A 20,827-nucleotide genomic window follows, 5' to 3' on the forward strand; every position below is an offset into this window, starting at 1 on the left:
CAATAATCTCCCGTTACTTACATTCGACAACAAATTGTTGGACTGCAAGGCTTAAATCAACGGTACCCATATCATAATCTGCTACACATTTTTGTTCCTGTGTGTCCCCCCAAATTACGTTTAAACTGCCTTTCAGAGACAATCCTGTCAGATAAACACGACCTTGTTCAGCTGCCATACCGGATGATTTCCCATTTGCTTCAGTTACAATACTGGCATAAGGAATTGGCTGCCCTTTGTATGTAATGTTTATCAGCGCACGGACACCGATACTGGTTTCAAAAGTCGCACGACTGATTGCACCACGTATTGGCACAACATTATTTACATTACTATTGATATCAAAATTTGATTCAAAACTATTTGCATCTAGTGCCACGCGGTTTAAACGATATTCAGATGCATATGGTAAGATCGCATAGCCACGCCAATCCGTTTTAACGCCATTATAGTTTTCAATTTTCACTCCTTTTGCCCCAGGCGCTTTAACTAAAATACTGGTATCTCCAAGAGTTTGACCGAATGTTAAACCATCTTTATGCAATAACATTCCCCCCGTTGCACTGTAATTAAAGCTACGATTATTACCATCATAGCTATAAGCAGCACCTATATTCCCGTAAGCACCATTGTAATTTGCGCTAATAGCACCAGCAGAACCTTGTTCTGTGACATAACCTTGTCGAATGCTATAACTCAAATTTCGGCCCTTTAACAAAGTACCGCTGATACCAGCCTGATACGAATTATTGCCTTCCGAATTTTGGGTAGTTGACATTGTTGCATAAGTATTACCCAGTACGTCATTACGTAAGTTTGCTTTTGAGCGCAAGCGATCTAATGGAAATGCGATATTAGCGGTATATACGGTATTTGCTTCACTCGCCTGTGAATGCATATTTCGGTTCATACTTAATGAATAGCTAATACCATTCCACATACCGTTATAACCCGCTTGGAACCATTCATCTTTTTCTGATTTACCCCAATAGCTTTGCTGATTTGCAGCAAAATAAAGTGAACCGTAACGTCCCATTGAATGAGAAATATTGGCTTGTAAGCGACCTTTTTTAGGATGGTTGAGATCATACCCATTATTTGCAATACCCACATTTGCCGAGTTGCCATCCTGGGTTTCCCCCTCTCCATAGCTATCACTCATTTGCCCATAGAAGACATCATTGAGCGTATAAAAACCACGGGTTGAATAGCGGTACCCCAAGAGTTGAAAACTCGTACCAGAACGTAGTAAAGATTTTGAATATAAAAAGCGTATTGACTCACCACTATGCTTTGAACCATCGATTAATTCACTATTTGCATGAGTTAAATCAAACGAAAATGCGCCATATCTCCCCATATTGCTTCCAAAACCAAGCAAAGCACTTTGGTAATTCTTTGAAAGTTGCGATCCGGCATAAACTGAAAGCCCACGTTTCAACCCGTGTACAGCAGCAGCTTGTACGACAGTTTTGCTGTCTTTACTTCTAAGCGAACCATCCCGATAATCACCAGCCAAAACACTATAATGCGTTCTACCTTCTCTTTGTAAAACAGGTAAGCTCGAATAAGGCACAAGATAAGCCTGAATACTGCCATCGCTTTCTTCAACCGAGACATGTAAGTCACCACTACCATAAGCAGGGTTTAAGTCTTGAATGAGAAAAGGACCTGGTGCAACATTAATCTGATAAATAATATTATTATTTTGTCGGATTATCACTTTAGCATTGCTTTTTGCAATTCCACGTACATTCGGTGCATAACCTTGTTGACTGTCAGGATACATTGCATTGGCCGTCGATAGTTCAATACCTCGATAACCAAAACTATCAAAAATAGATCCTTCACTTGTTCCATCACCAATTCTAACCTGGCTCTTGATAGGAATCAGCGATTTCTGCAGATAAGTATTTAGATTAATCCATTCATGTTTACTAATATTATTCTGCGAGTTGTAATTAAAATTACCAGAGTTACGTAACTGCCATGAACCTAAATTTATTCCACTATCAACATTAACGAATAGCCCATTACTGCTTGTCATCGAACCTAAATTGTTATATCCAGACATGCGATAGTTTAAGAACATTGCATTGATGCCCTGGTCCCATTGTTCAGGTGAAACATAACCTTGTATTTGATTTTTTAAAGAGGCTTGCGGCAAACTGATATAAAGCTTTTGTTTGATAAATTCGTAACGACTACCAGCCCCCTCAATCAATTGAGCAACATCTAAACACTGTTGGTTTTCTTCCGATAGTAATTGCGGATATCCCGCAATATTCACCCCAATACGCTCTAATAATTTCACATCCAAACAAGCTGCCAGACCTGTTTGATCCTGTGTATTTTGCTTTTCAACAAATTGAACATCACGTGTTAAAACATATTGATCATTGGCATAAAGTTCAACACGATAAACACCGGGCAATTGTTGTTGAGAGCTTTCTAATTTTGATAAATCTGCGACTTGTGCATTTGACAAACTGTCCGATAAAAATGCAGGATTAAACACCTGTTCAGCATACACATAATCTATGCATACAACATTTACGAACACTATCGATGTAAGACACATCGGCAATGCCTTTATTTTTGCACACATTGATTTAATTGGTATCATTACAAAGCACCTACACAACTTATATTAATTCAATTTAACTTCCACTTTTGGCTCCACACCGCCATAATCATTGACGATTTGATAAGTCAGCTTGTTGCCTACTATTTTTGAAATTTTGGTTTTCTCAAACGGTGCCGCCATTACACTATTTAATTTGGTTGTATCGACTTCCAAATTGATAAATGAGATGTGATATGGTGACTGGTTATCAACTTCCACCCCATCTGCAGATTTTATAAATTTAACTTTTGTTAAAGCATCAGCTGGCGTAATCTTTAAGTTTTCTGGACGAACAAATAATTTAATTCGAGACAATACTGCAAGTTGCAAAATATTCTTTTCAGCGAGAACTTCTTTATCTACCGCTGGAATCGACTTAACATTTAACCAAAAAACCGACTCACGATCTTGCGGTAAGTTTTTTACCAAATTCACAATTCTTAATGTATTTTCTGTCGAAGGCTCAGCCACAAATAAAGGTGGTGTTAAGACAAAATCACTGGTTTTTTCTTCTGTTTTGGTTTCCACCCAAGAGTTAATCAAATACCGGTCTTTTTGACTATGATTAATCACAGGCAAAGAAAATTGTTTAGCACCCAGTGGATAAATCACTCGAGTAGAACCCAATGATATCCCACCACTTTTCTTATCGCCGTCTGCACACGCGTACGAGCTAAGCCCCAACAAAGCCACAGCCAACATACCATTCTTAAATAATTTTAAATTCATATAAAAACTCCAAAACAACCTATGGGTAAATGACAGAAATCAAAAAATTTGCCCCATTTTGAGACATCTGATCTTTTGCAATAGGCAATGGCAATTCCATTTCCTTATCACCTGTACCATCCTTTATTATTGAGCTTTTATCTGGGTACCCAATCAGTCCAATCGAATGATGTAATTCATTCTGAGGCATTAAACCAATCTGCTCACCACTCATCACCTGTGAAACAGAAACATGTGCATTCTTAGTTACATATTTCATTACAATCCGAAGATTGTAATAGATTGGTAAAGAACAATTAGTTACGTTCAACTTCAAAACAACCCCACCACTATCATGATCAAACCTCTTTAAATCTCCATCCTGCACAAACACACAACCCGAGCCAACTAAAGCACCATTAAAATGAGCCCTCCCACCAAATACATAGCTATTTGCGAAAGCATTTAAAGACAAACACATCCCGATCAATACAACTAAATATCTTTTCATGTGAAATAGGCTCATAAAATGAGTTACATTCAAATCTTGATTTGCATGTACACTTAGTTATAGTTCACAACAAAAGTTGCATCTGCGTTTGCTTTACCAGCTGTAAGTGTAGGACCGGCATCAACCGTAGATACGTAACGCGCAGTAAATCCGAATGAGTTTGTGCCGTCGTTAAGAGCTATCTCCTTGGTAAAGCCTGTACCATCAAGTGCCAAAGCTGTAGAACTACTATCTGAGATTTGAATACCAACACCTTGTGCTGCTGCATCGTTACTCGCACCCGCACCTACAACCAACAATTTAGGATTTGTCGCAGTTGTTGACCCTTTAAATGCAATAGAAACACCCTTAGTAACTAAAGCCGCTTCGCAATCAACCAAATTAATTTGAAAAGGAACTGGACCACTCATATCACCAGCTTTTTTAAATTTCGATACACGATGCTGACCTAAATCAACAGTTTGCCCATCAGAATTAACGTCAACCGCACAGGCCGCATTTACCAAGTCCCCAGTAAAATGAACTTGACCACCAGTTACAGTTGCAGCAAATGAAGTAGATGAGGCAACTAAAGCAAAAGCAATAAGACTAATTTTTTTCATGATTAATATCCTATGAAAATTAAATTTTGAGACCATTGTCACACAATGTTTTTTCATTCTATAAATTATAAAAAAAATAATAAATGGAATAATATTCATTCCAATTAATGAGGTTTTTTCATATTTCAATCTTTATTTAATCAAGCAAATTAAATACAAAATAAAGTATTTAATTAATCACATTAAAAACATAAACTTATATTAAAAATTAACAAAATTATTCCATAATGGAATATAAAATTCAAAAAAAAATTCTCTTCTCTTAATCAAAATTACATGAAACGATAATATAAAAGGAGAAACTTGATGTACAAAGTAGATATTTCATTTAATAATAAGGAGTGGATTTGCAAAAAATGTGGCTTATTAAAACCATCTTCAAAAATCAAATTAAAAATTGGTGATGAGGTTTTTTTTTTAGTGAGTAAAAAAAGAAATGAATCTGAAACTATTTCTAAAGAAGTTAATGGAACAATACTAGATATAAATGATAATCAATTGATAATATTGGATAAAAAAGAAATAAAAACATATTTTATCAATAAAAATGAAGCTTTCTTAAAAGGAAGACCTGCTTTTTTTTTATACAATATGTATGGTGAATGCATGTGTAAAAATGAATAGCGCTCATTAAAATATTTTCAATACAATATGATTTAAGTTTATTTAAAAACGTATAAATTCAATTAAGAAAATAAAATATTAAAATCACCATTAATATATTTCATATCTTAATTAAAAATCTAAGAATATACTTTTAATCAAATAAAAATCTTACAAAATCACCCCAAAACAATAATAACATTCAAGACTTATAGCGCATTTATTCTAAGAATTTAAAATTTTCGTTCATTATCTTCATATAAAATACCTCGACTTAAAAATATTTCTGATTCTTTATTCAAGTTTTATCTAGACATAATTCACTTAATATTTTCCCTATGATTGAATAAATGCAATACAATCTAAATACTCTCTCAAAATTCTAAAAAATTGAAGGAAAGTTACAGTGTTAAGAAAACAACAAATGTTTAAGCTACAAGCACTCGTTCATTGTCAAACACAGAAAATACTCAGTTTAGCTATGAGAAAATGCACTAAATAGCTTTGAATTATTTAAATTTACTTCATAGTCAAATTGTATAATTCTTCATAACAGAAATTTGATTTCGCTGATTTATATCTAATAAATTTTATAGTTTCATACAAATTGTTAGAAAATTTGTTAGTTGGATTATTTTTTACTATTTAAATGATTAGTGGTTTTTCTGTCCTGAGGTGATATAGATGTAGCTATGCTTATTGGTCGTATCGGATATCCACACTAGCCCAACAAAAGATTTTTATCGTCTCTGAAAAGTAAAGCATCATCTACAAAAATTTATTAAAGAATTAATTACAAAGTGCGTAATGAAAAGCTTTATTTTAATTAAAAATACATTCATTACCTTATTTTTAGTGATCAAGATAGTTTATATTTTACTTCGTAAATTTTCTACATAGATTGGCAATAAATTTAACTTCATAATTTTATTCTTACAAGTAAATATTATCACTGGCTTAGGTTTAATATTATGATCACTAAATACTCATAAGGCTAAAAAAATCTAAATCATATTTACCACCACAAAATTATTACCAAAAAAAATATTAACAAAACAATGACTTAAAATAAAATTTTTAAAAATCATTACAAAACAAGATAAAATAAATTGATTTAGAAATTAAATTTAATAGGAAATATTTAAAATTTAACTAGAATTTTTTTATGAAATTAAGCATACAATATATAACTAAAAAAACAACAAAATTATTAAATTTGTGATTAAATTAACACTTATCAAACCTATTGTAATAAATCAATAAAAAATATAGATCATTTAATAAAAATAAAGTAATTTAAAGATTCATTAGTAAGTTATTATTTAAATTATGTGGAAGTTTATTAAAAGTTTTAACACTCTAAACACCTACCTAACATTATCCATACTATTGCTTATAGGAGTTATCATGCTGTTTTTTATCTAAAATCCATTACTTCACATCATACCTCCTTATAATAATAATTGAACTTTTAAACACAATCATTTCAACCTTCTTTCAAAAGAAAGAAGGTATTTTAAATACCGAAAAATTATTAATTTTAAATAGAATTCTTGCTAAATTAATTTTCTAATTATTTAATTAATCAATCCTAATATCAAATTCATTCTTAAATCAAAGCATTTACACCTATTTCTTTAGCGCTTAAAAAGTATGCGAAAAGTCTTTAATTTTGAATTAATATGTTCTATTAAAATTCTACATTGACTAATTTCTTTATTAATTCATTTAGCTTCTTTCGGTAATTGCATTTTCTTGAGTTCGGTATCTTTATTGGAATTGATAACTTACTTTTAATTTTCTTGCTGGCTAAATCTGTCATTACACTGATAAATTGAGAAAAATCTTTTGTATGTTATCGAGTAAGAGTCAAATCATGAAGTCTTACTGTATATCTCAATACTTCGTATGTCATTGTGGTAAGGACTACAAATAACTTAGATTTTAAATGTATGCTTTTTCTTTTTGCCACTATAAAAGTTCATCTGCTTTTCAAGACGTTCTATCGCTGATTCTATTAGGTCTACAATAACACAATCATAATCTGTAATACCCTAATTTCTTTTAGGTAAAGAAAATGTTCAGACCGTATAAGCCCAATCTCAATTTTTTGGATGGTTCGATTGATATTACTTTTAACTATTGCAAGTTCAATAGCCAATTCTAGCTAAGTACTACAAGATCGTAAATATTTCAATGTTAATAGCAATTGATCCTCAAGTGCTAAGCTGCGAAGATGACCAGATTATTTCTTCAAACGTTCAGCCTCTTCTAAAATTGGAATCATTTTAGAAAATAAATGAGGGCTCACTCCGACTAAATATTTGAATTCAATATTATTGAACTATGTTAATTTTTTATATTCCATAAAACTATTATATATAGTTTCTATTTTCTTAAGAAGTTTAATTAATAAAATTACCATTAACAAAAAACATATTATAATTTTAAAAAACATTAAAAATCAATATTATAAACAAAATATATTTATAAATCCTAAATAAAAAAACCATGAAATCGGGGATAGGATGTTCATGGTATAAAAGGGGTAAAATAACAAAGATCTTAATCAAACAGAATCACTAGATCTAGATAAAGTGATAGTATTCTATTTTTTTATTTAAATCATTAAAAAAAACAAATAAACACATAGAGGAACCCAAATGATAACCAATTCACAAAACCCAAAATTCATAATTCTGCACAAGATATTTAAAAATCAAGCTTATGCCTTACAATTTTTTAAAATCCATATAACTTATTATTCTCTAAATCCAGCTATTAATATATCTTTTTAAATAAATTAACAATACAGTTTACACCGCTCCAAAATTTCATCTCAAGAATAGACACTTCCCACTAACTTAAATATATTTTACTTGTATTTTTAATATTAATTCCTAAATGTAGCTTAATTCATTTATTCAAATTTTATCATTACATCTTTTCAATACTCTAAGATTAGGATTCATATATTTAAAATTAGAATTTTCTATGTCTCATTATTCACACCATACCAACGGGTCAAAATCATTACTGCTATCTTTGATTTTATAAAAGATAGATAACTTATATTTACTGTATAAATTATGAACACCAAATATCTACATTAGTATTGGAAACATGATAATTAAAGCAAATACTTTACGAGAAAGCCCATTTTTTTACTTTCACTTATATAACAAAAGAACTAAAAACTGCCAACAAAATCAAATAATGCGTCAAAATTAACACTATTCTTTAAAATTTTTATATATTTCAAAAAATAAATAATAAAAGTGATACATTTCAAAATTATTAGGTGACTAAACAAAGTACCTAATGAGTTTAGTTATGAATGCTAATGTTTTATTAGAAATAATTAACTTAAACAAAAATGAACTTAACTTTCTGGAGAGAAAAAAGAATGAATAAAATTTACAAAGTTGTTTGGAATCCAACACTAGAAACTTGGATTGCTGTTTCTGAGCTTGTTAAAGGGAAAACAAAAAAAACGACGACATTAATACAATCTACGAGTGTTGAACATATTTTGTTAACAGTTGGCCGTTCTAGAAAACAGTTCCTAAAAAGTACACTCATCATTGCAATGAGCATTTTTACTCCAGTAGTTTGGGCAACTAATGGTATATATATAAATGATTCAAATGATAATGGTTGTACTCATATTGCTGATCCTAACAATGGGACAGGGGGAATAATAAGTTCAAGTTGTCAACCTACGGATAAAGCAACTCAAACTAATCGAACATTATTCTACAATCCCATTGATGGAAGCGGCTCAACATCATTAACACTAGGAAATGAATTGTATGTCAATGGAGGTAAGTTAGGTTTAAGTGATCAAAGTGGTCAAACATACTCGTTGAGAATAGGTAGTGCTTCAACTTTAAATGGCACGCCTGGTATTAACTCAATAGCTATTGGTTCAGCACAGACAAGTGGTACAAATGGTGCTACTACTCAAGCAACCTTGGCGAGTGGAACGAATTCTATTGCAATTGGCAGTGCAACCAATGCCAGTGGTACAAATAGTGCATCAATAGGTTCAAATGCACATGCTTTTACAGATAACAGCGTAGCATTAGGTTCAAACTCAATAACGACAGCGATTACAGGTACTGGTTTTTTAACCTCACAAACAACACCTACTGTTGGAGCTGTATCTGTTGGTAATGGTACTGTCACAGGAAACCGTCGTATTCAGAATCTTGCAGATGGCTCAGCCAATTCAGATGCTGTTACTGTTGGTCAATTGGATAGATCATATGATAATACAAATAATAGTTTAGTTACTGTTTTAGGTGTTGGCAGTGGAGCCAAATATAATTCATTAACAAACGTGTACACAGCCCCGTCTAATATTGGTGGTACTGGTAAAGCTACTATTGATGAGGCGATTAAAGCAACCCAACGGACTATTGAAGCTGGTTCAAATATTGTTGTTACCCCTACTACTGCTTCTGATGGTTCGATAACATATTTAGTTGCTACAAGTGCTACACCAACATTTACAAGTGTAGTATCAGATAAAATGACTGTTGGAAATATCATTATTGATAAAGCTACAGGAATCAATGGAGGTGGTAAAACAATCAGTAACATTGCAAATGGTATTAACACCTCAGATGCTGTAAATAAAGGACAGTTGGATAGTGCAATTAATAATGTGAACAATAATATTAATGTGATTGCCAACAATACTGTTCAGTATGACAATGCATCAAAAGATAAAATCACACTTGGTGGTGGAACAAATGGTACAACGATCACCAATGTAAAAGATGGGGTAATTGCTCAAGGTTCTAAAGATGCTGTGAATGGAGGTCAATTGTGGAATGTTCAGCAACAAGTAGATAAAAATACGAATGACATTCAAGATATTCAAACTGACATTAGTAATATTAACAATGGTAAATCAGGCTTAGTGCAACAACAAACATCAAATGGTGAAATTACTGTTGGGAAAGATACTGGTGGTAAAAATGTGAATTTTGCAGGTACAGAAGGTGATCGTGTTTTGACTGGAGTTAAGGATGGCTCTGTTAATTCAACATCTACTGATGCTGTGAATGGTTCTCAATTACATGCAACAAACCAAAAAATTGAGGCAACGAATCAAAAATTAGACACAACGAGTCAAAAGGTTGTGGATTTTTTGGGTGGAGGAGCTGGTTATGACAACATTACAGGAAGTTTTACTGCACCAAGTTATAGTGTAGGTAATGCAGTGCATAACAATGTTGGTGGAGCAATTGATGCATTGAACAAAGCAGATCAAGTATTGGATAGTAAAATCGAAGATGTTAGTAACAAACTAGATTATTCTTTCCGGGTGACCAATGATCGTATTGATGATGTTGAGAAAAAGGCAAATGCAGGTATCGCAGCGGCAATGGCACTTGAAGCAGCACCTTATGTAGCAGGTAAATATACTTACGCAGCAGGTGCAGCATACCATGGTGGAGAAAATGCAGTGGGTGTAACTCTCCGTAAAACTTCAGAGAATGGGCGTTGGTCTATTACAGGTGGTATCGCAGCAGCATCTGAAGGGGACCCAAGTGTCCGTATCGGTATTAGTGGTGTAATGAATTAACTGGCTCATATAAGAGAATCTTAGAGTTATTATTATCCTACGAATATTTAGTCTGAACCTCTATCGAGGTTCAGACTCCTTGATCCTAAACAACACTGACTTTTCAATTGAATCATTAATTTGAATCAAGTGCTATGTCCCTCAATACAAGACCAAGAAAGGCTTTAGATTGATATACTTCGTTAGAGAAATTTACTCAATTAATTGATTATCATCAGGATTTTAAATCTGTCACACCTCATGTTTGAATTCGCCCCATATCCAAACATGGCTTGTGTTGAATATTTAGTTCGTATTATCTGATTTTAATCAATAACCTTAGAAATCCCCCATTCTGGGTTTGTAGATAAAGCTAAGTCTAAAGGTAAATACTCGTTTTCAGTTTATGTTTTCATGAATATCACCCATATATTTGTGTTAAAAATACATGGGATATTTTTCCTATCCAACTTCACATCTCGTTCACAACTATTTATCTACAGTATTAGATAAGACTCCAAATGGATAATGAACGTGAAAAACTCAAAAAAAATATTTGCCTCCATCTTCACACTTCTTTGTGTATCTGGATGCAAAAGTATTCCTAGTTACTCCGCAGATTATGGTAAAGCTAGAAATAATGTAGTTGGTATTCCATTGACCGATACTCAAGCATTAGATATTGGCACCCGCTTTACATCCACCTTCAATACCTTAGGTACAGCTGAATTCATCGATAAGGCAAGTTCGTTATACGCAGATCAACTCTATATCAATGACACTCTTTCTCAATTTTCATCGCGACAAAATTTGATTGAACATTTTAAAGGCATGAATAAACGAGTTAGCAATGTCACAGTCAAATTATTAAACACGACCTATCACCGAGATTCTGCATATATCCATTGGTTTATGGCTTATGATTTCAAAATTTTTGGTGTGAATAAAACGATGGCGTCTTATGGCATCAGCGAAATCAAAGTCAACAAAGATCAACAAATTATTTTCCAACAAGACTTTTGGGATCCAGCAAATGGTTTGTTTCGCCAGTTACCTTATTTCGGAGGCTTATATTCATGGGTATTAACATTCAAAAAATCACCGTAATGATTATATCTGTAGCAAGTTTATCCATCAGTATTTCAAATGTTCAAGCAGCAACATTTAAACAGTGTGGAAATGGTGCGATTTTAGTTGGTACAAAACAGATTGGTCAGGCAAGCTACTTTGCAGAATCTTGTAAACAGACTTGGGAAAATCAAAGTATTCAAATGAATTTTTTATACAACCAGAATATTCCTGAATGGGCTTTCAAACGTGCAGCCACTCATTTTTTAAAGAAAAATATTCCTGATTTTAAAGAAACATCGGCTTTAAACCAAATTACACAGCTTTATAAACCAGTTAAAAATGGGGATTTATATACCTTAAGTTACGTCCATTCATCCCGCATATTAACGCTTTCACTGAATGGAAAAATATTAGGTCATATCCAAAATGATCAAGCCAATCAATATTTTAAAATTTGGTTAGGTTCAGCGCCATTTAATGCTAAATTGAAGCAACAACTCTTAAATTAACAACATAAAGTTATTGTAATGACAAAATATTTTATCCTTATGGTGGAAGACCATTACGAATTAGCCTCTACACTCTGTGAATTTTTAGAAGCACATGATTTTGTCATTGATCATGCACGTAACTTAGATACAGCACGTAATTTATTAAAAAATCATCCTTATCATATTCTTTTATTGGATATCAATTTACCTGATGGTTGTGGTTTCGATCTTTGCCACTGGTTAAGGACTGAACAAGATCTAGATATCCCTGTGCTTATGCTAACAGCACGTGACACATTGGATGACAAAATTAAAGGTTTTTCTTCAGGAACCGATGATTACTTGATTAAGCCTTTCGACTTTAACGAGTTGGTTATGCGTGTTCGAGCATTGATCAAAAGATCTATAGGAGAGGTCTCGAATAGCAAATTACAAATTCATGATCTGATCTTAGATAGTTCACAACAGACAATTCACCGTGCCGGAAAAAATATAGAACTTCCACCTATTCAATTTAAATTATTAAAATTATTGATGAGGAATTCACCCAAAGTTATGACTAAACAAGAAATTATCATAGAACTTTGGGGAGATGCAGAACCTGAAAGTGATGCACTACGTAGCCATATTTATAACTTACGAAAAATGGTGGATAAGCCCTTTAATCAAAAATTAATTCATACCGTGTCAGGTGTTGGCTTAAAAATTTCTCTTGAACCTGATTCATTTAATTAAGATAAACCACAACGACCAGTCCTGTCGATGGTATTAACGCTATATCATTGTGAATACTCAAATAATAGAGGCGATCAAATAACTCTACACGCCAGCCTAATTGTTTACACAGCTTTTGCACCAGTTGGAGTCCAATACCGTGTCCTTTAGTTTGTAACCTTAATTGAGGGCTAGATAAATCCTGTACTTTATTATCATTGAGTAAATGAATACCTATACCGTTATCAGCAATCAGAACTTTGTTTTTTTGTATGATGATATCGATTTCTGATCCTTGGGAATAATTTAAGGCATTCCGTAAAATATTGCCGAAAACCATTTTTGTCATAGAGGGATACAACTGTCGTGTCTGTTCTGCTATCCCCTGATGAAGATTAATTTGTATTCCTTTCACTTGCCCCACACTTTCAAGATCAGTTTGTAATTCTTGTAAGATTTTAAATATTGAGCTGTGTTCTGGTGTAAGTGTGTTTGTCGTATTACGCGCAATTGCCAATAAAGTATCAACCAGTAACTGCATATCCTCTATGGTATTGCTCAAACGAACAAAGACTTTATTATCTCCATAACGAGCTTGGCAAAGCTGAACATTACCTTTAAGGACAGTTAAAGGTGTTCGTAATTCATGACTAACATCACGACTAAATTCACGCTCACGATGAATAAATTCACTCAAAACTTGATGGTATTTCTCTAACGCTTGTTTTAAATATTCTGCTTCCATATTTGCATCAGTACTAATATCCTTAAATGGTGATGCCCCTTTGTTCTGGTGATCCCAGTCAATATTTTCTAAAGCATTTGCAAGTCTAGTGATTGGAGAAAAATAACGACGTGCACGACGGTTCCACCACCAAAGTACGCTATAAAGCACAAACAAACTTAACATGAGAGGTGCCAATCCAAACAACCAAATCAGTTTATTGACATTACTTTCACCAAAAACTAAAAGGACATGCTGTCCATTACGCTCACCATAAACAGTCATACGCTCCTTGCCATCCACAAAATGACGGCCAACGCCTGGTGTTAAATGCATGTTCTGAAAACTATTTGGCGCTACCTTAGTCCAGCGATATCCATATAAATTTTTAGTATCAGGCAAATCTGCATTTGGATTACGCTCTACACGCATCCAATAATGTTCCATTTCCTGTTCTAGTGCAGTTTTCAACAAAGTGCCTTTAATCACCCACGCACTACATGTAATACCAATCACGATCGATAAAGCAATCAATCCGATTTGTAACCAGTAATATCGATTAAAGACTTCACCCAAGGGATGGGCACGCTTGCCCTTAAATAGTCTCAGCATAAATATGCTCCCTTGTGTGCCCCAATAAACAACACATTCAATTCAGATTATAAGACTTTCTTGCAAAACAAAAAATGACCAATAACCCATTCTTGTCCCTGTTCAAAACCAAAAAGTTCAGCACAAGCCATAAAAAAGATTCGCCAACGTTGCCACCATATTGCTGCATCTTTACCATAGGTTTGTTCGAATAATGGTTTTAAACTTTGATGTTGTCGGTCCATATTTTCAAGCCAAGCATTTGCTGTTCTTTCATATTGTTTACCTGACCATTGCCAATGCTGTTCTAATTGTAAGTGATCTTGAAAATGTAAGAAAGTCGATGCAGATGGCATAAGTCCACCACTAAAAAAGTATTTCGACATCCAATCATATTCATTTTTAATTTCAAATGGATAATGTAAAAACCGATGACAAAAAATGTGACACCACAATAATCCATCAGGTTTAAGCCAGAGATTTATTTTTTCAAATAACTTTTGGTAATTACGCACATGCTCAAACATTTCCACCGATACCACACGATCATATGCACTGGATTCAAGTTCTAATACATTGACATCACAGGTGATCACTTTTAAATGATTGTACTGCCGTAATTTAGCTTGTTCCTGAATATATTCACGTTGCGTTGCTGAGTTTGATACCACCGTAATGGAGGCATTCGGATAATGCTCAGCCATCCATAAACTTAAGGATCCCCAACCACAACCGATTTCCAAAATGTGTTGACCATCTTTTAATTTTGCTCGCTCGCAATAACATGCTAAAGCCAACGCTTCAGCTTCGTCTAGACTGGTTTGTGCATCTGTAAATAGACTCGCACTATATTTTAAGTGCTTTCCCAGTACAGACTGAAAAAATGCAGTGGGAAGTTCATAATGCTGCTCGTTAGCTTTGTCAGTTTCAATCGCAATTTCACTACGTTTAAGCATGTTCACAACATCCATGTAACGCTGACTACCCAATTCAGGATCATAACGTCCTTCTTGAATCAAACGCTTTTTACTTAAACTTCGGATCACCGCACGTATAGCTTGATCTGGGATCAGCCCACTTTCGACCAGCTTTAAAGATTGTTGAATAATATAATCCATATTTTGATCTACTCTTTAGGTTGCCACGGAATAAACATTGAGGTTCGTTTTTGATAATCCCGATAATTTTGACCACGATGACGTAATGCTTGCTGTTCGCTAAACGGAATACCCGTGATGTAATATAAAAATACCCACATCAGTAATGGATAAATCCATAGCAGATAAAGCCCAGCCGCTAATCCTAGAATAGGATAGGCAAACCAATGTAACCATTCAAAAAAATAATTCGGATGACGCGAATATTTCCATAATCCTTGATCCATGGTTTGACCATGATTATTTGGATTCTGTTTAAAACGATATAGCTGCTGATCGGCAGTGCTTTCACCAATAAAAGCCAGTAACATCACCAGTGCGGCTGCAATCTGTGCCCAATAGATCCATTCATTCCACTGTGTATTTGGGGAACTGAGTAAAGATAGCATGGGATAAGAAAACAAAAGCGCGAGTCCTGCTTGAAACATAAAAAAAGCCAAGAATCCCAAATGTTTGAATTGCCCCATAGCACGGCGCATATTGGCATAACGACGGTCTTCTTCTGTTTCATGCCAGTAACGGCGAAATAAATGCCACGTCAGGCGTAAAAACCAAATGCTGCTTGAAAGTCCAATAAAGATACGTACACTTAGAGGTGCAAGATCCAGCAAAAAAGCAGCTAACATCACATTCAATGCAATACAGAAACTCCATGCTACATCGACTAAACCCGCACGATTGTTATAGCTTACGATGAGCCAACAGGGCAGCATAATCACGACATCAAGTAAAAACAATTTCAAAAACATTTTGCTTACTCCTTGATATATCAATGAATGCTTAGAAGTTAATAAATATTTGCTTCAAACAACATATGTACATCACTGATTACGCCCTCTTTGAATCCTCCTTCGCAATAACATAAATAGAAGTCCCACATCCGAATAAAATTTTCATCAAATCCAAGTTCAAGAACTTGTTCACGAGCAGCTAAAAAATTTTTCCGCCAAAGATGCAATGTTTGTGCATAACTTTGACCAATATCTTCCAAATGTTTTAAACGTAATTTTTGTTCGGATGCCGTTTGCGTTAATACGCTGATACATGGAATAAAACTACCAGGGAAAATATACCGTTTAATATAATCAACAGTTTTTAAAGCTTTTTTATAGCGTGCGTCTTCAATGGTAATGGCTTGAATTAATCCCAATCCTTTTGGTTTCAATAAATTACGACATTGTTTAAAATAAGTGGATAAATATTGTTCACCTACCGCTTCAATCATTTCAATTGAAACCAATTTGTCGAATTTACCGTCAAGCAAGCGATAATCTTTTAGTTGCACCTCTACCCGATGTGCTAAGCCTGCTGCTTCAATACGGGTCACGGCTTCATCATATTGTGCTTGTGAAATCGTAATCGTTGTTACCTTACAGCCATAATTTTGTGCAGCATAAAGTGCAAAACCGCCCCATCCACTTCCAATTTCGACCAAATGATCCATGGGTTTGAGTTGTAGTTTTTGGCAGATCAAATCTTTTTTATACTCCGAGGCTTGCTCCAAAGTCATTTCAGCATCTTTAAACACGGCACTCGAATACATCATTGATGGATCAAGAAATAATTTAAAGAAATCATTACTCAGGTCATAATGATCTGCGATATTTTTACGACTCCCCTTGATCGAGTTTTTACGCTTTTTATACCAAGCTTTTAAAAAAAATTGGCTCGCTTGAGCAATAATATTTTGATTTAATTGATCCAAAAGATCACGGTTACGTGCCAAAATTTGGATCAATTCAACCAAATGATTGGTACTCCAATAACCACGAATATAGCCTTCAGCTGCGCCTAGCACACCATACTTGAAGATCAAGTCCACCAATTTTTTATCATGAACCTGAACTACTGCTACTAACTCAATACTGTCACCGACAAAACCATTCCACACCCCGCTAAATATAATTTGACCATGACGGAGTTTTAACAAACTTTGTAAAATCAAAGGTAGAGAATCTTGTTCACTGGAAATAAGTGCTTTCATCGCTTTGTTTTTCCTTTTTGTTTATTCGGATGCCGATAAAATGGGACCTTTTTCTTCCATAAACGAAAAGCATTTAGATAAATTCCCGCCATCATTTTGAAAGGTTCAAAGACACTATGAATAGCATATCGATGCTGTTGTGAAGAAACTGTGATGGGGGTTAGTAAAAATCGCATAGTTGCATCAAATTGCAGTACATCTTGTTGAAAAAGCTGCATATGAATCACATTTTGTTGCGCAGAGAAATTAAAACTCCATTTGTAATTGATGTCCATTGGCATAAAAGGAGAAACATGAAATGATTTTTTAAACTCGAATTTATAGCTGTTAAATTGAGAATGTTGTACAGCTTTGTCACGACAGTCGTGTACATATACTTTACGTTCTTCCCATGGCGTGTTGGTGATTTCACTTAGAATAAATAGCGGCTTTTCACTGGCATCAAAAATAAAAAAGAATACCACTGAGTTAAATCGATAACCTAAAGTTCTCGGCAAGGCTAAAACTCGAATCTGTGTATCTAAACCTAGTAGACTATTGGCTTGTTTTAATAATATTTTTTCAATTTTTTGCCGAATTGTTCCATATTCTTCTATTAAAAAATCATTCGGATCAAGTTTGAGTAAATTCCAACGTTGTGATGACCATAAATAAGACTGCTCGGTAAAATAGTGGATTTGATCTGGGTCAAACCATAAATAATTTAACTTTGCTTCAAATTGATGGGACTTGGGTAAATAGCGTCGATGCCGGATCGAGGCTGGAGCTATAGCTAATTCAGTCAGCAACATGAGAACTCCTAGATTAGCTTTTCTATATGCTTCACAACTTGAGCTGCACTACGTACACCATCCTCGTGAAACCCCCATCCCCAATAGGCACCACAAAATGAGGTTCGATTTTGTCCATTAATCTCAGACCAGCGTCCTTGCGCTCCTATGGCTGATACATCAAATACAGGATGACGATACTCGCGCTCAACTAAAATCAGCTCTGGTTTAATGTCAAAATTTGGATTCAATGTAGCGAAAATTTGTGTTTGGCAGGACAAGTTCTGTAGTTTGTTCATCCAGTAGCTAAATGTGTAATGAACTCTTGGCTTGATATTTTGCGTATCAAAATTTGATTGATCTTGAGTAATATGTACATGCCAACTCGCCCATTGAGATTTCGACTTGGGCATAATTGTCAGATCATGATGTACCACCATTTTATTGTCTTGATAGGAAAATTTGGACAACACCTCCTGCTCTAATTCAGATGGATCATTTAATAACTTTAGACTGTCATCTGCATGACTTGCAAAAACCACCCAATCAAATTTTTGTGTCTCATACTCTGTTTGAACAATCACTTGATCCGTCAAACGAGATACACTGATTACTGCTTGTTTTTTAAACTCAATATTTGCAGACTGCTGTTGAATGGCTTCGACATAACGAGCTGAACCACCAATTATAGTTTGCCATTGAGGGCGATCTTTAAGCTGAAGCATTCGATGGTGTTGAAAAAAACTCACCACAAATTTATAAGGAATTTTTCCTACTTGATCAATCGGACATGACCATAATGCGCCACACATTGGATATAAATGCTCTTGGCGAAAAGCCTCGGAATATCCATTTTGATTTAGATAATCTTCAATACTTAAATTGATCTCAAGATCATTCACCACGACAGTTTTATTTTCTGAATAAAATTTAAAAAGATCAGAAAGCATGACTCTAAATTTTGATTTAAAAAAATTTTGTGGTCTACTTAGTAAAGAAATTTTTTTTGAAGGGTTATATTGTAAACCCGTAATTAGATTATTGACCGAAAAACTCATATCACTGTTTTGTGCTTTTACACCTAACTCAGCGATCATCTGGCTAAATAATGGATAATTATAATGATTGAATACGATAAAACCACTATCAATAGCGAGTTTTTGCTCATCAATAATCAAATCATGTGTATCAGTATGCCCACCAAAATACGTATTTTTCTCAAATATAGTGACCTGATGATGTTTTGAAAGTTTCCATGCAGCATACAGTCCAGAAATTCCTGACCCAATAATCGCAATTTTCATGAAGATTCCCCAGTTGAACTTTTATTGGTGTTTGTTTTAATGAAGATATTTACTTTAGTTGATGATTGAGCAATTTTACTGAATTCATAGACTCGTGCTGGTATTGGTTTCAATCCCCAGACTAAACCGATCCAAGACATCATTTTTAAAAGATAGTAAGTGATATCAATTTGCCACCAATAAAAACCTTGCCTAGCGCTCTCAGCATAATAATGATGGTTATTATGCCATCCCTCACCTAAAGTAATGATCGATAAAAATAAATTGTTTCGACTTTGATCTTCTGTTTCAAAATCTCGACTGCCATATAAATGTGCGAGTGAATTAATACATAAAGTGGCATGAATTAATAAAACTGTTGAAACAACAAAGCCCCAGACCAATAGTTGTAGACCTGATGTAGCAAGTGATGGATAGACAACGGCAAGCCACTCACCCAAAGCATAAATTGACACTGCGGTTAGCAGCACAATGATCAAGCTAAAACGATCTAACCACACCATTTCAGGATATTTCAGCCAATCTTTGACCACTTCTTTACGCGTGGCAAAATTATAATCATTTAAAAACCAGCCTAAATGGCTATACCAAAAACCATAGGTCGATGAATGTGGATCATGTTCTGTATCCGTAAACCGATGATGATAACGATGATGCGCAGCCCACCACAAAGGTCCACGTTGAGCACTCATCGTTCCAATCAACACAAAAACAAATTGAACTATTCGCGAGGTTTGGAACGTTTTATGTGACAAATATCGATGGAAAAATGCAGTAATTGAAAACATTCTTATCAGATAAAATAGCAACATGAAAGTGACAGCAAACCAAGATACCCCGACGTAAAATATACCGAGACAGGCAACATGCAGAATGATAAAAGGAATAATGCGTACCCATTGAATTTTCTTGCTTTCTGAAGAACTGGTCTGTACCTGAATCGGACGGGACCAACTGTCTATCCACTGCCTAACACGATTCAACATAGAGGTATCCTAATTTTCTAATCATTGGATTTTATATAAAGAAGTTTAATCAACCCGAAATGAAATTTATGTGAAGTAAATATTTTTTTTCATGACACTAAAACGTTAATGTAGATGACTATATCGGTCAATAACCCCATTTATTTTCATTCTATTGTTATAGCAATATCTTAATTAGTTTGCACATAAGGTTGCCATGCCCATACTTGGCTTATATAAAGTATTTAAAAATGTATTGTCTGATTCTCATCACTAAAGTCAAAGGTTATCTCCCCTCAAAATAATCGATTTATGTGCTAAACAGATCGTTAAGGTCAACCAACGTCAAAGTTAAGGTTCAATTAAATTGGGTGAGTGAAATCAAACATAGAAAGATAATTTTGAATAAATATTCAGAAAAAATAAGAAAT

16 protein-coding genes and 2 pseudogenes are annotated in these 20,827 nt (G+C 34.1%); 6 read left to right on the plus strand and 12 right to left on the minus strand.

Annotation, left to right across the window (positions count from 1 at the left end; all coding sequences use genetic code 11):
* Positions 1-13 precede the first annotated feature (13 nt).
* From F938_RS04755 to fimA, 4 genes are read right to left on the minus strand one after another with little or no spacing between them, the layout of a single operon-like run.
* Positions 14-2,626, minus strand: coding sequence for an outer membrane usher protein (locus tag F938_RS04755; protein WP_005029879.1), 2,613 nt, complete (start codon positions 2,624-2,626; stop codon positions 14-16).
* Positions 2,627-2,650: 24 nt separating this feature from the next.
* The gene (locus tag F938_RS04760; RefSeq protein ID WP_005029880.1) at positions 2,651-3,355 is read right to left on the minus strand and encodes a fimbria/pilus periplasmic chaperone; all 705 of its coding nucleotides are present in this window, start codon (positions 3,353-3,355) and stop codon (positions 2,651-2,653) included.
* Positions 3,356-3,374: 19 nt separating this feature from the next.
* Positions 3,375-3,845 (minus strand): hypothetical protein, encoded by a 471-nt coding sequence (locus tag F938_RS04765; protein WP_005029882.1) that lies wholly within the window; start codon positions 3,843-3,845, stop codon positions 3,375-3,377.
* Positions 3,846-3,898: 53 nt separating this feature from the next.
* Entirely contained in the window at positions 3,899-4,447 is a 549-nt protein-coding gene (gene fimA / locus F938_RS04770) for a type 1 fimbrial major subunit FimA (protein WP_005029884.1), read from the minus strand.
* A gap of 306 nt (positions 4,448-4,753) precedes the next feature.
* Between fimA and F938_RS04775 the strand changes: the two genes are divergently transcribed.
* On the plus strand, positions 4,754-5,071 hold the full coding sequence (locus tag F938_RS04775; protein WP_005029886.1) for a hypothetical protein: 318 nt from the start codon (positions 4,754-4,756) through the stop codon (positions 5,069-5,071).
* 1,619 nt (positions 5,072-6,690) lie between these two features.
* Here the strand turns inward: F938_RS04775 and F938_RS24460 are convergent.
* Positions 6,691-7,385, minus strand: a pseudogene (locus tag F938_RS24460) (transposase family protein); the annotation flags it as partial.
* A gap of 1,071 nt (positions 7,386-8,456) precedes the next feature.
* On the opposite strand from F938_RS24460, the gene F938_RS04780 reads away from it, so the two are divergent.
* The 5 genes and pseudogenes from F938_RS04780 (at position 8,457) to F938_RS04795 (ending at position 12,922) form a co-directional block, all read left to right on the plus strand.
* On the plus strand, positions 8,457-10,646 hold the full coding sequence (locus F938_RS04780; protein WP_005029888.1) for an ESPR-type extended signal peptide-containing protein: 2,190 nt from the start codon (positions 8,457-8,459) through the stop codon (positions 10,644-10,646).
* A 131-nt stretch (positions 10,647-10,777) separates the two neighbouring features.
* Positions 10,778-10,894 (plus strand): annotated as a pseudogene (locus F938_RS24095) (IS30 family transposase); the annotation flags it as partial.
* Between the two features lie 259 nt (positions 10,895-11,153).
* Positions 11,154-11,732 (plus strand): hypothetical protein, encoded by a 579-nt coding sequence (locus F938_RS04785; RefSeq protein WP_004831331.1) that lies wholly within the window; start codon positions 11,154-11,156, stop codon positions 11,730-11,732.
* Entirely contained in the window at positions 11,702-12,205 is a 504-nt protein-coding gene (locus F938_RS04790; protein ID WP_004831332.1) for a chalcone isomerase family protein, read from the plus strand. The genes F938_RS04785 and F938_RS04790 overlap by 31 nt, the downstream gene beginning before the upstream one ends.
* Before the next feature lie 18 nt (positions 12,206-12,223).
* Positions 12,224-12,922: a response regulator transcription factor gene (locus F938_RS04795; protein ID WP_005029890.1), complete on the plus strand. Its 699-nt coding sequence runs from the start codon at positions 12,224-12,226 to the stop codon at positions 12,920-12,922.
* On the opposite strand, the gene F938_RS04800 is transcribed toward F938_RS04795, so the two are convergent.
* The 7 genes from F938_RS04800 to F938_RS04830 are packed head-to-tail and all read right to left on the minus strand — an operon-like array spanning position 12,915 to position 20,417.
* Positions 12,915-14,237 carry a sensor histidine kinase gene (locus F938_RS04800; protein WP_005029894.1) on the minus strand — a complete coding sequence of 441 codons (1,323 nt, stop codon included), beginning with the start codon at positions 14,235-14,237 and terminating at the stop codon, positions 12,915-12,917. The two genes, F938_RS04795 and F938_RS04800, sit on opposite strands and share 8 nt — an antisense overlap.
* Positions 14,238-14,284: 47 nt before the next feature.
* Positions 14,285-15,334 (minus strand): SAM-dependent methyltransferase, encoded by a 1,050-nt coding sequence (locus tag F938_RS04805; RefSeq protein WP_004831335.1) that lies wholly within the window; start codon positions 15,332-15,334, stop codon positions 14,285-14,287.
* Between the two features lie 8 nt (positions 15,335-15,342).
* Positions 15,343-16,122, minus strand: a complete 780-nt coding sequence (locus F938_RS04810) for a DUF1295 domain-containing protein (RefSeq protein WP_005029896.1) — start codon at positions 16,120-16,122, stop codon at positions 15,343-15,345.
* 38 nt (positions 16,123-16,160) lie between these two features.
* Positions 16,161-17,357 carry an SAM-dependent methyltransferase gene (locus F938_RS04815; RefSeq protein WP_005029898.1) on the minus strand — a complete coding sequence of 399 codons (1,197 nt, stop codon included), beginning with the start codon at positions 17,355-17,357 and terminating at the stop codon, positions 16,161-16,163.
* Positions 17,354-18,148 carry a DUF1365 domain-containing protein gene (locus F938_RS04820; RefSeq protein ID WP_005029900.1) on the minus strand — a complete coding sequence of 265 codons (795 nt, stop codon included), beginning with the start codon at positions 18,146-18,148 and terminating at the stop codon, positions 17,354-17,356. The genes F938_RS04815 and F938_RS04820 overlap by 4 nt, the downstream gene beginning before the upstream one ends.
* An 8-nt stretch (positions 18,149-18,156) precedes the next feature.
* Positions 18,157-19,431 carry an NAD(P)/FAD-dependent oxidoreductase gene (locus tag F938_RS04825; RefSeq protein ID WP_005029902.1) on the minus strand — a complete coding sequence of 425 codons (1,275 nt, stop codon included), beginning with the start codon at positions 19,429-19,431 and terminating at the stop codon, positions 18,157-18,159.
* The gene (locus tag F938_RS04830; protein WP_005029905.1) at positions 19,428-20,417 is read right to left on the minus strand and encodes an acyl-CoA desaturase; all 990 of its coding nucleotides are present in this window, start codon (positions 20,415-20,417) and stop codon (positions 19,428-19,430) included. The genes F938_RS04825 and F938_RS04830 overlap by 4 nt, the downstream gene beginning before the upstream one ends.
* Between the last annotated feature and the right edge of the window lie 410 nt (positions 20,418-20,827).

The sequence above is a fragment of the Acinetobacter bereziniae LMG 1003 = CIP 70.12 genome (genome assembly GCF_000368925.1).
Lineage (GTDB): Bacteria > Pseudomonadota > Gammaproteobacteria > Pseudomonadales > Moraxellaceae > Acinetobacter > Acinetobacter bereziniae.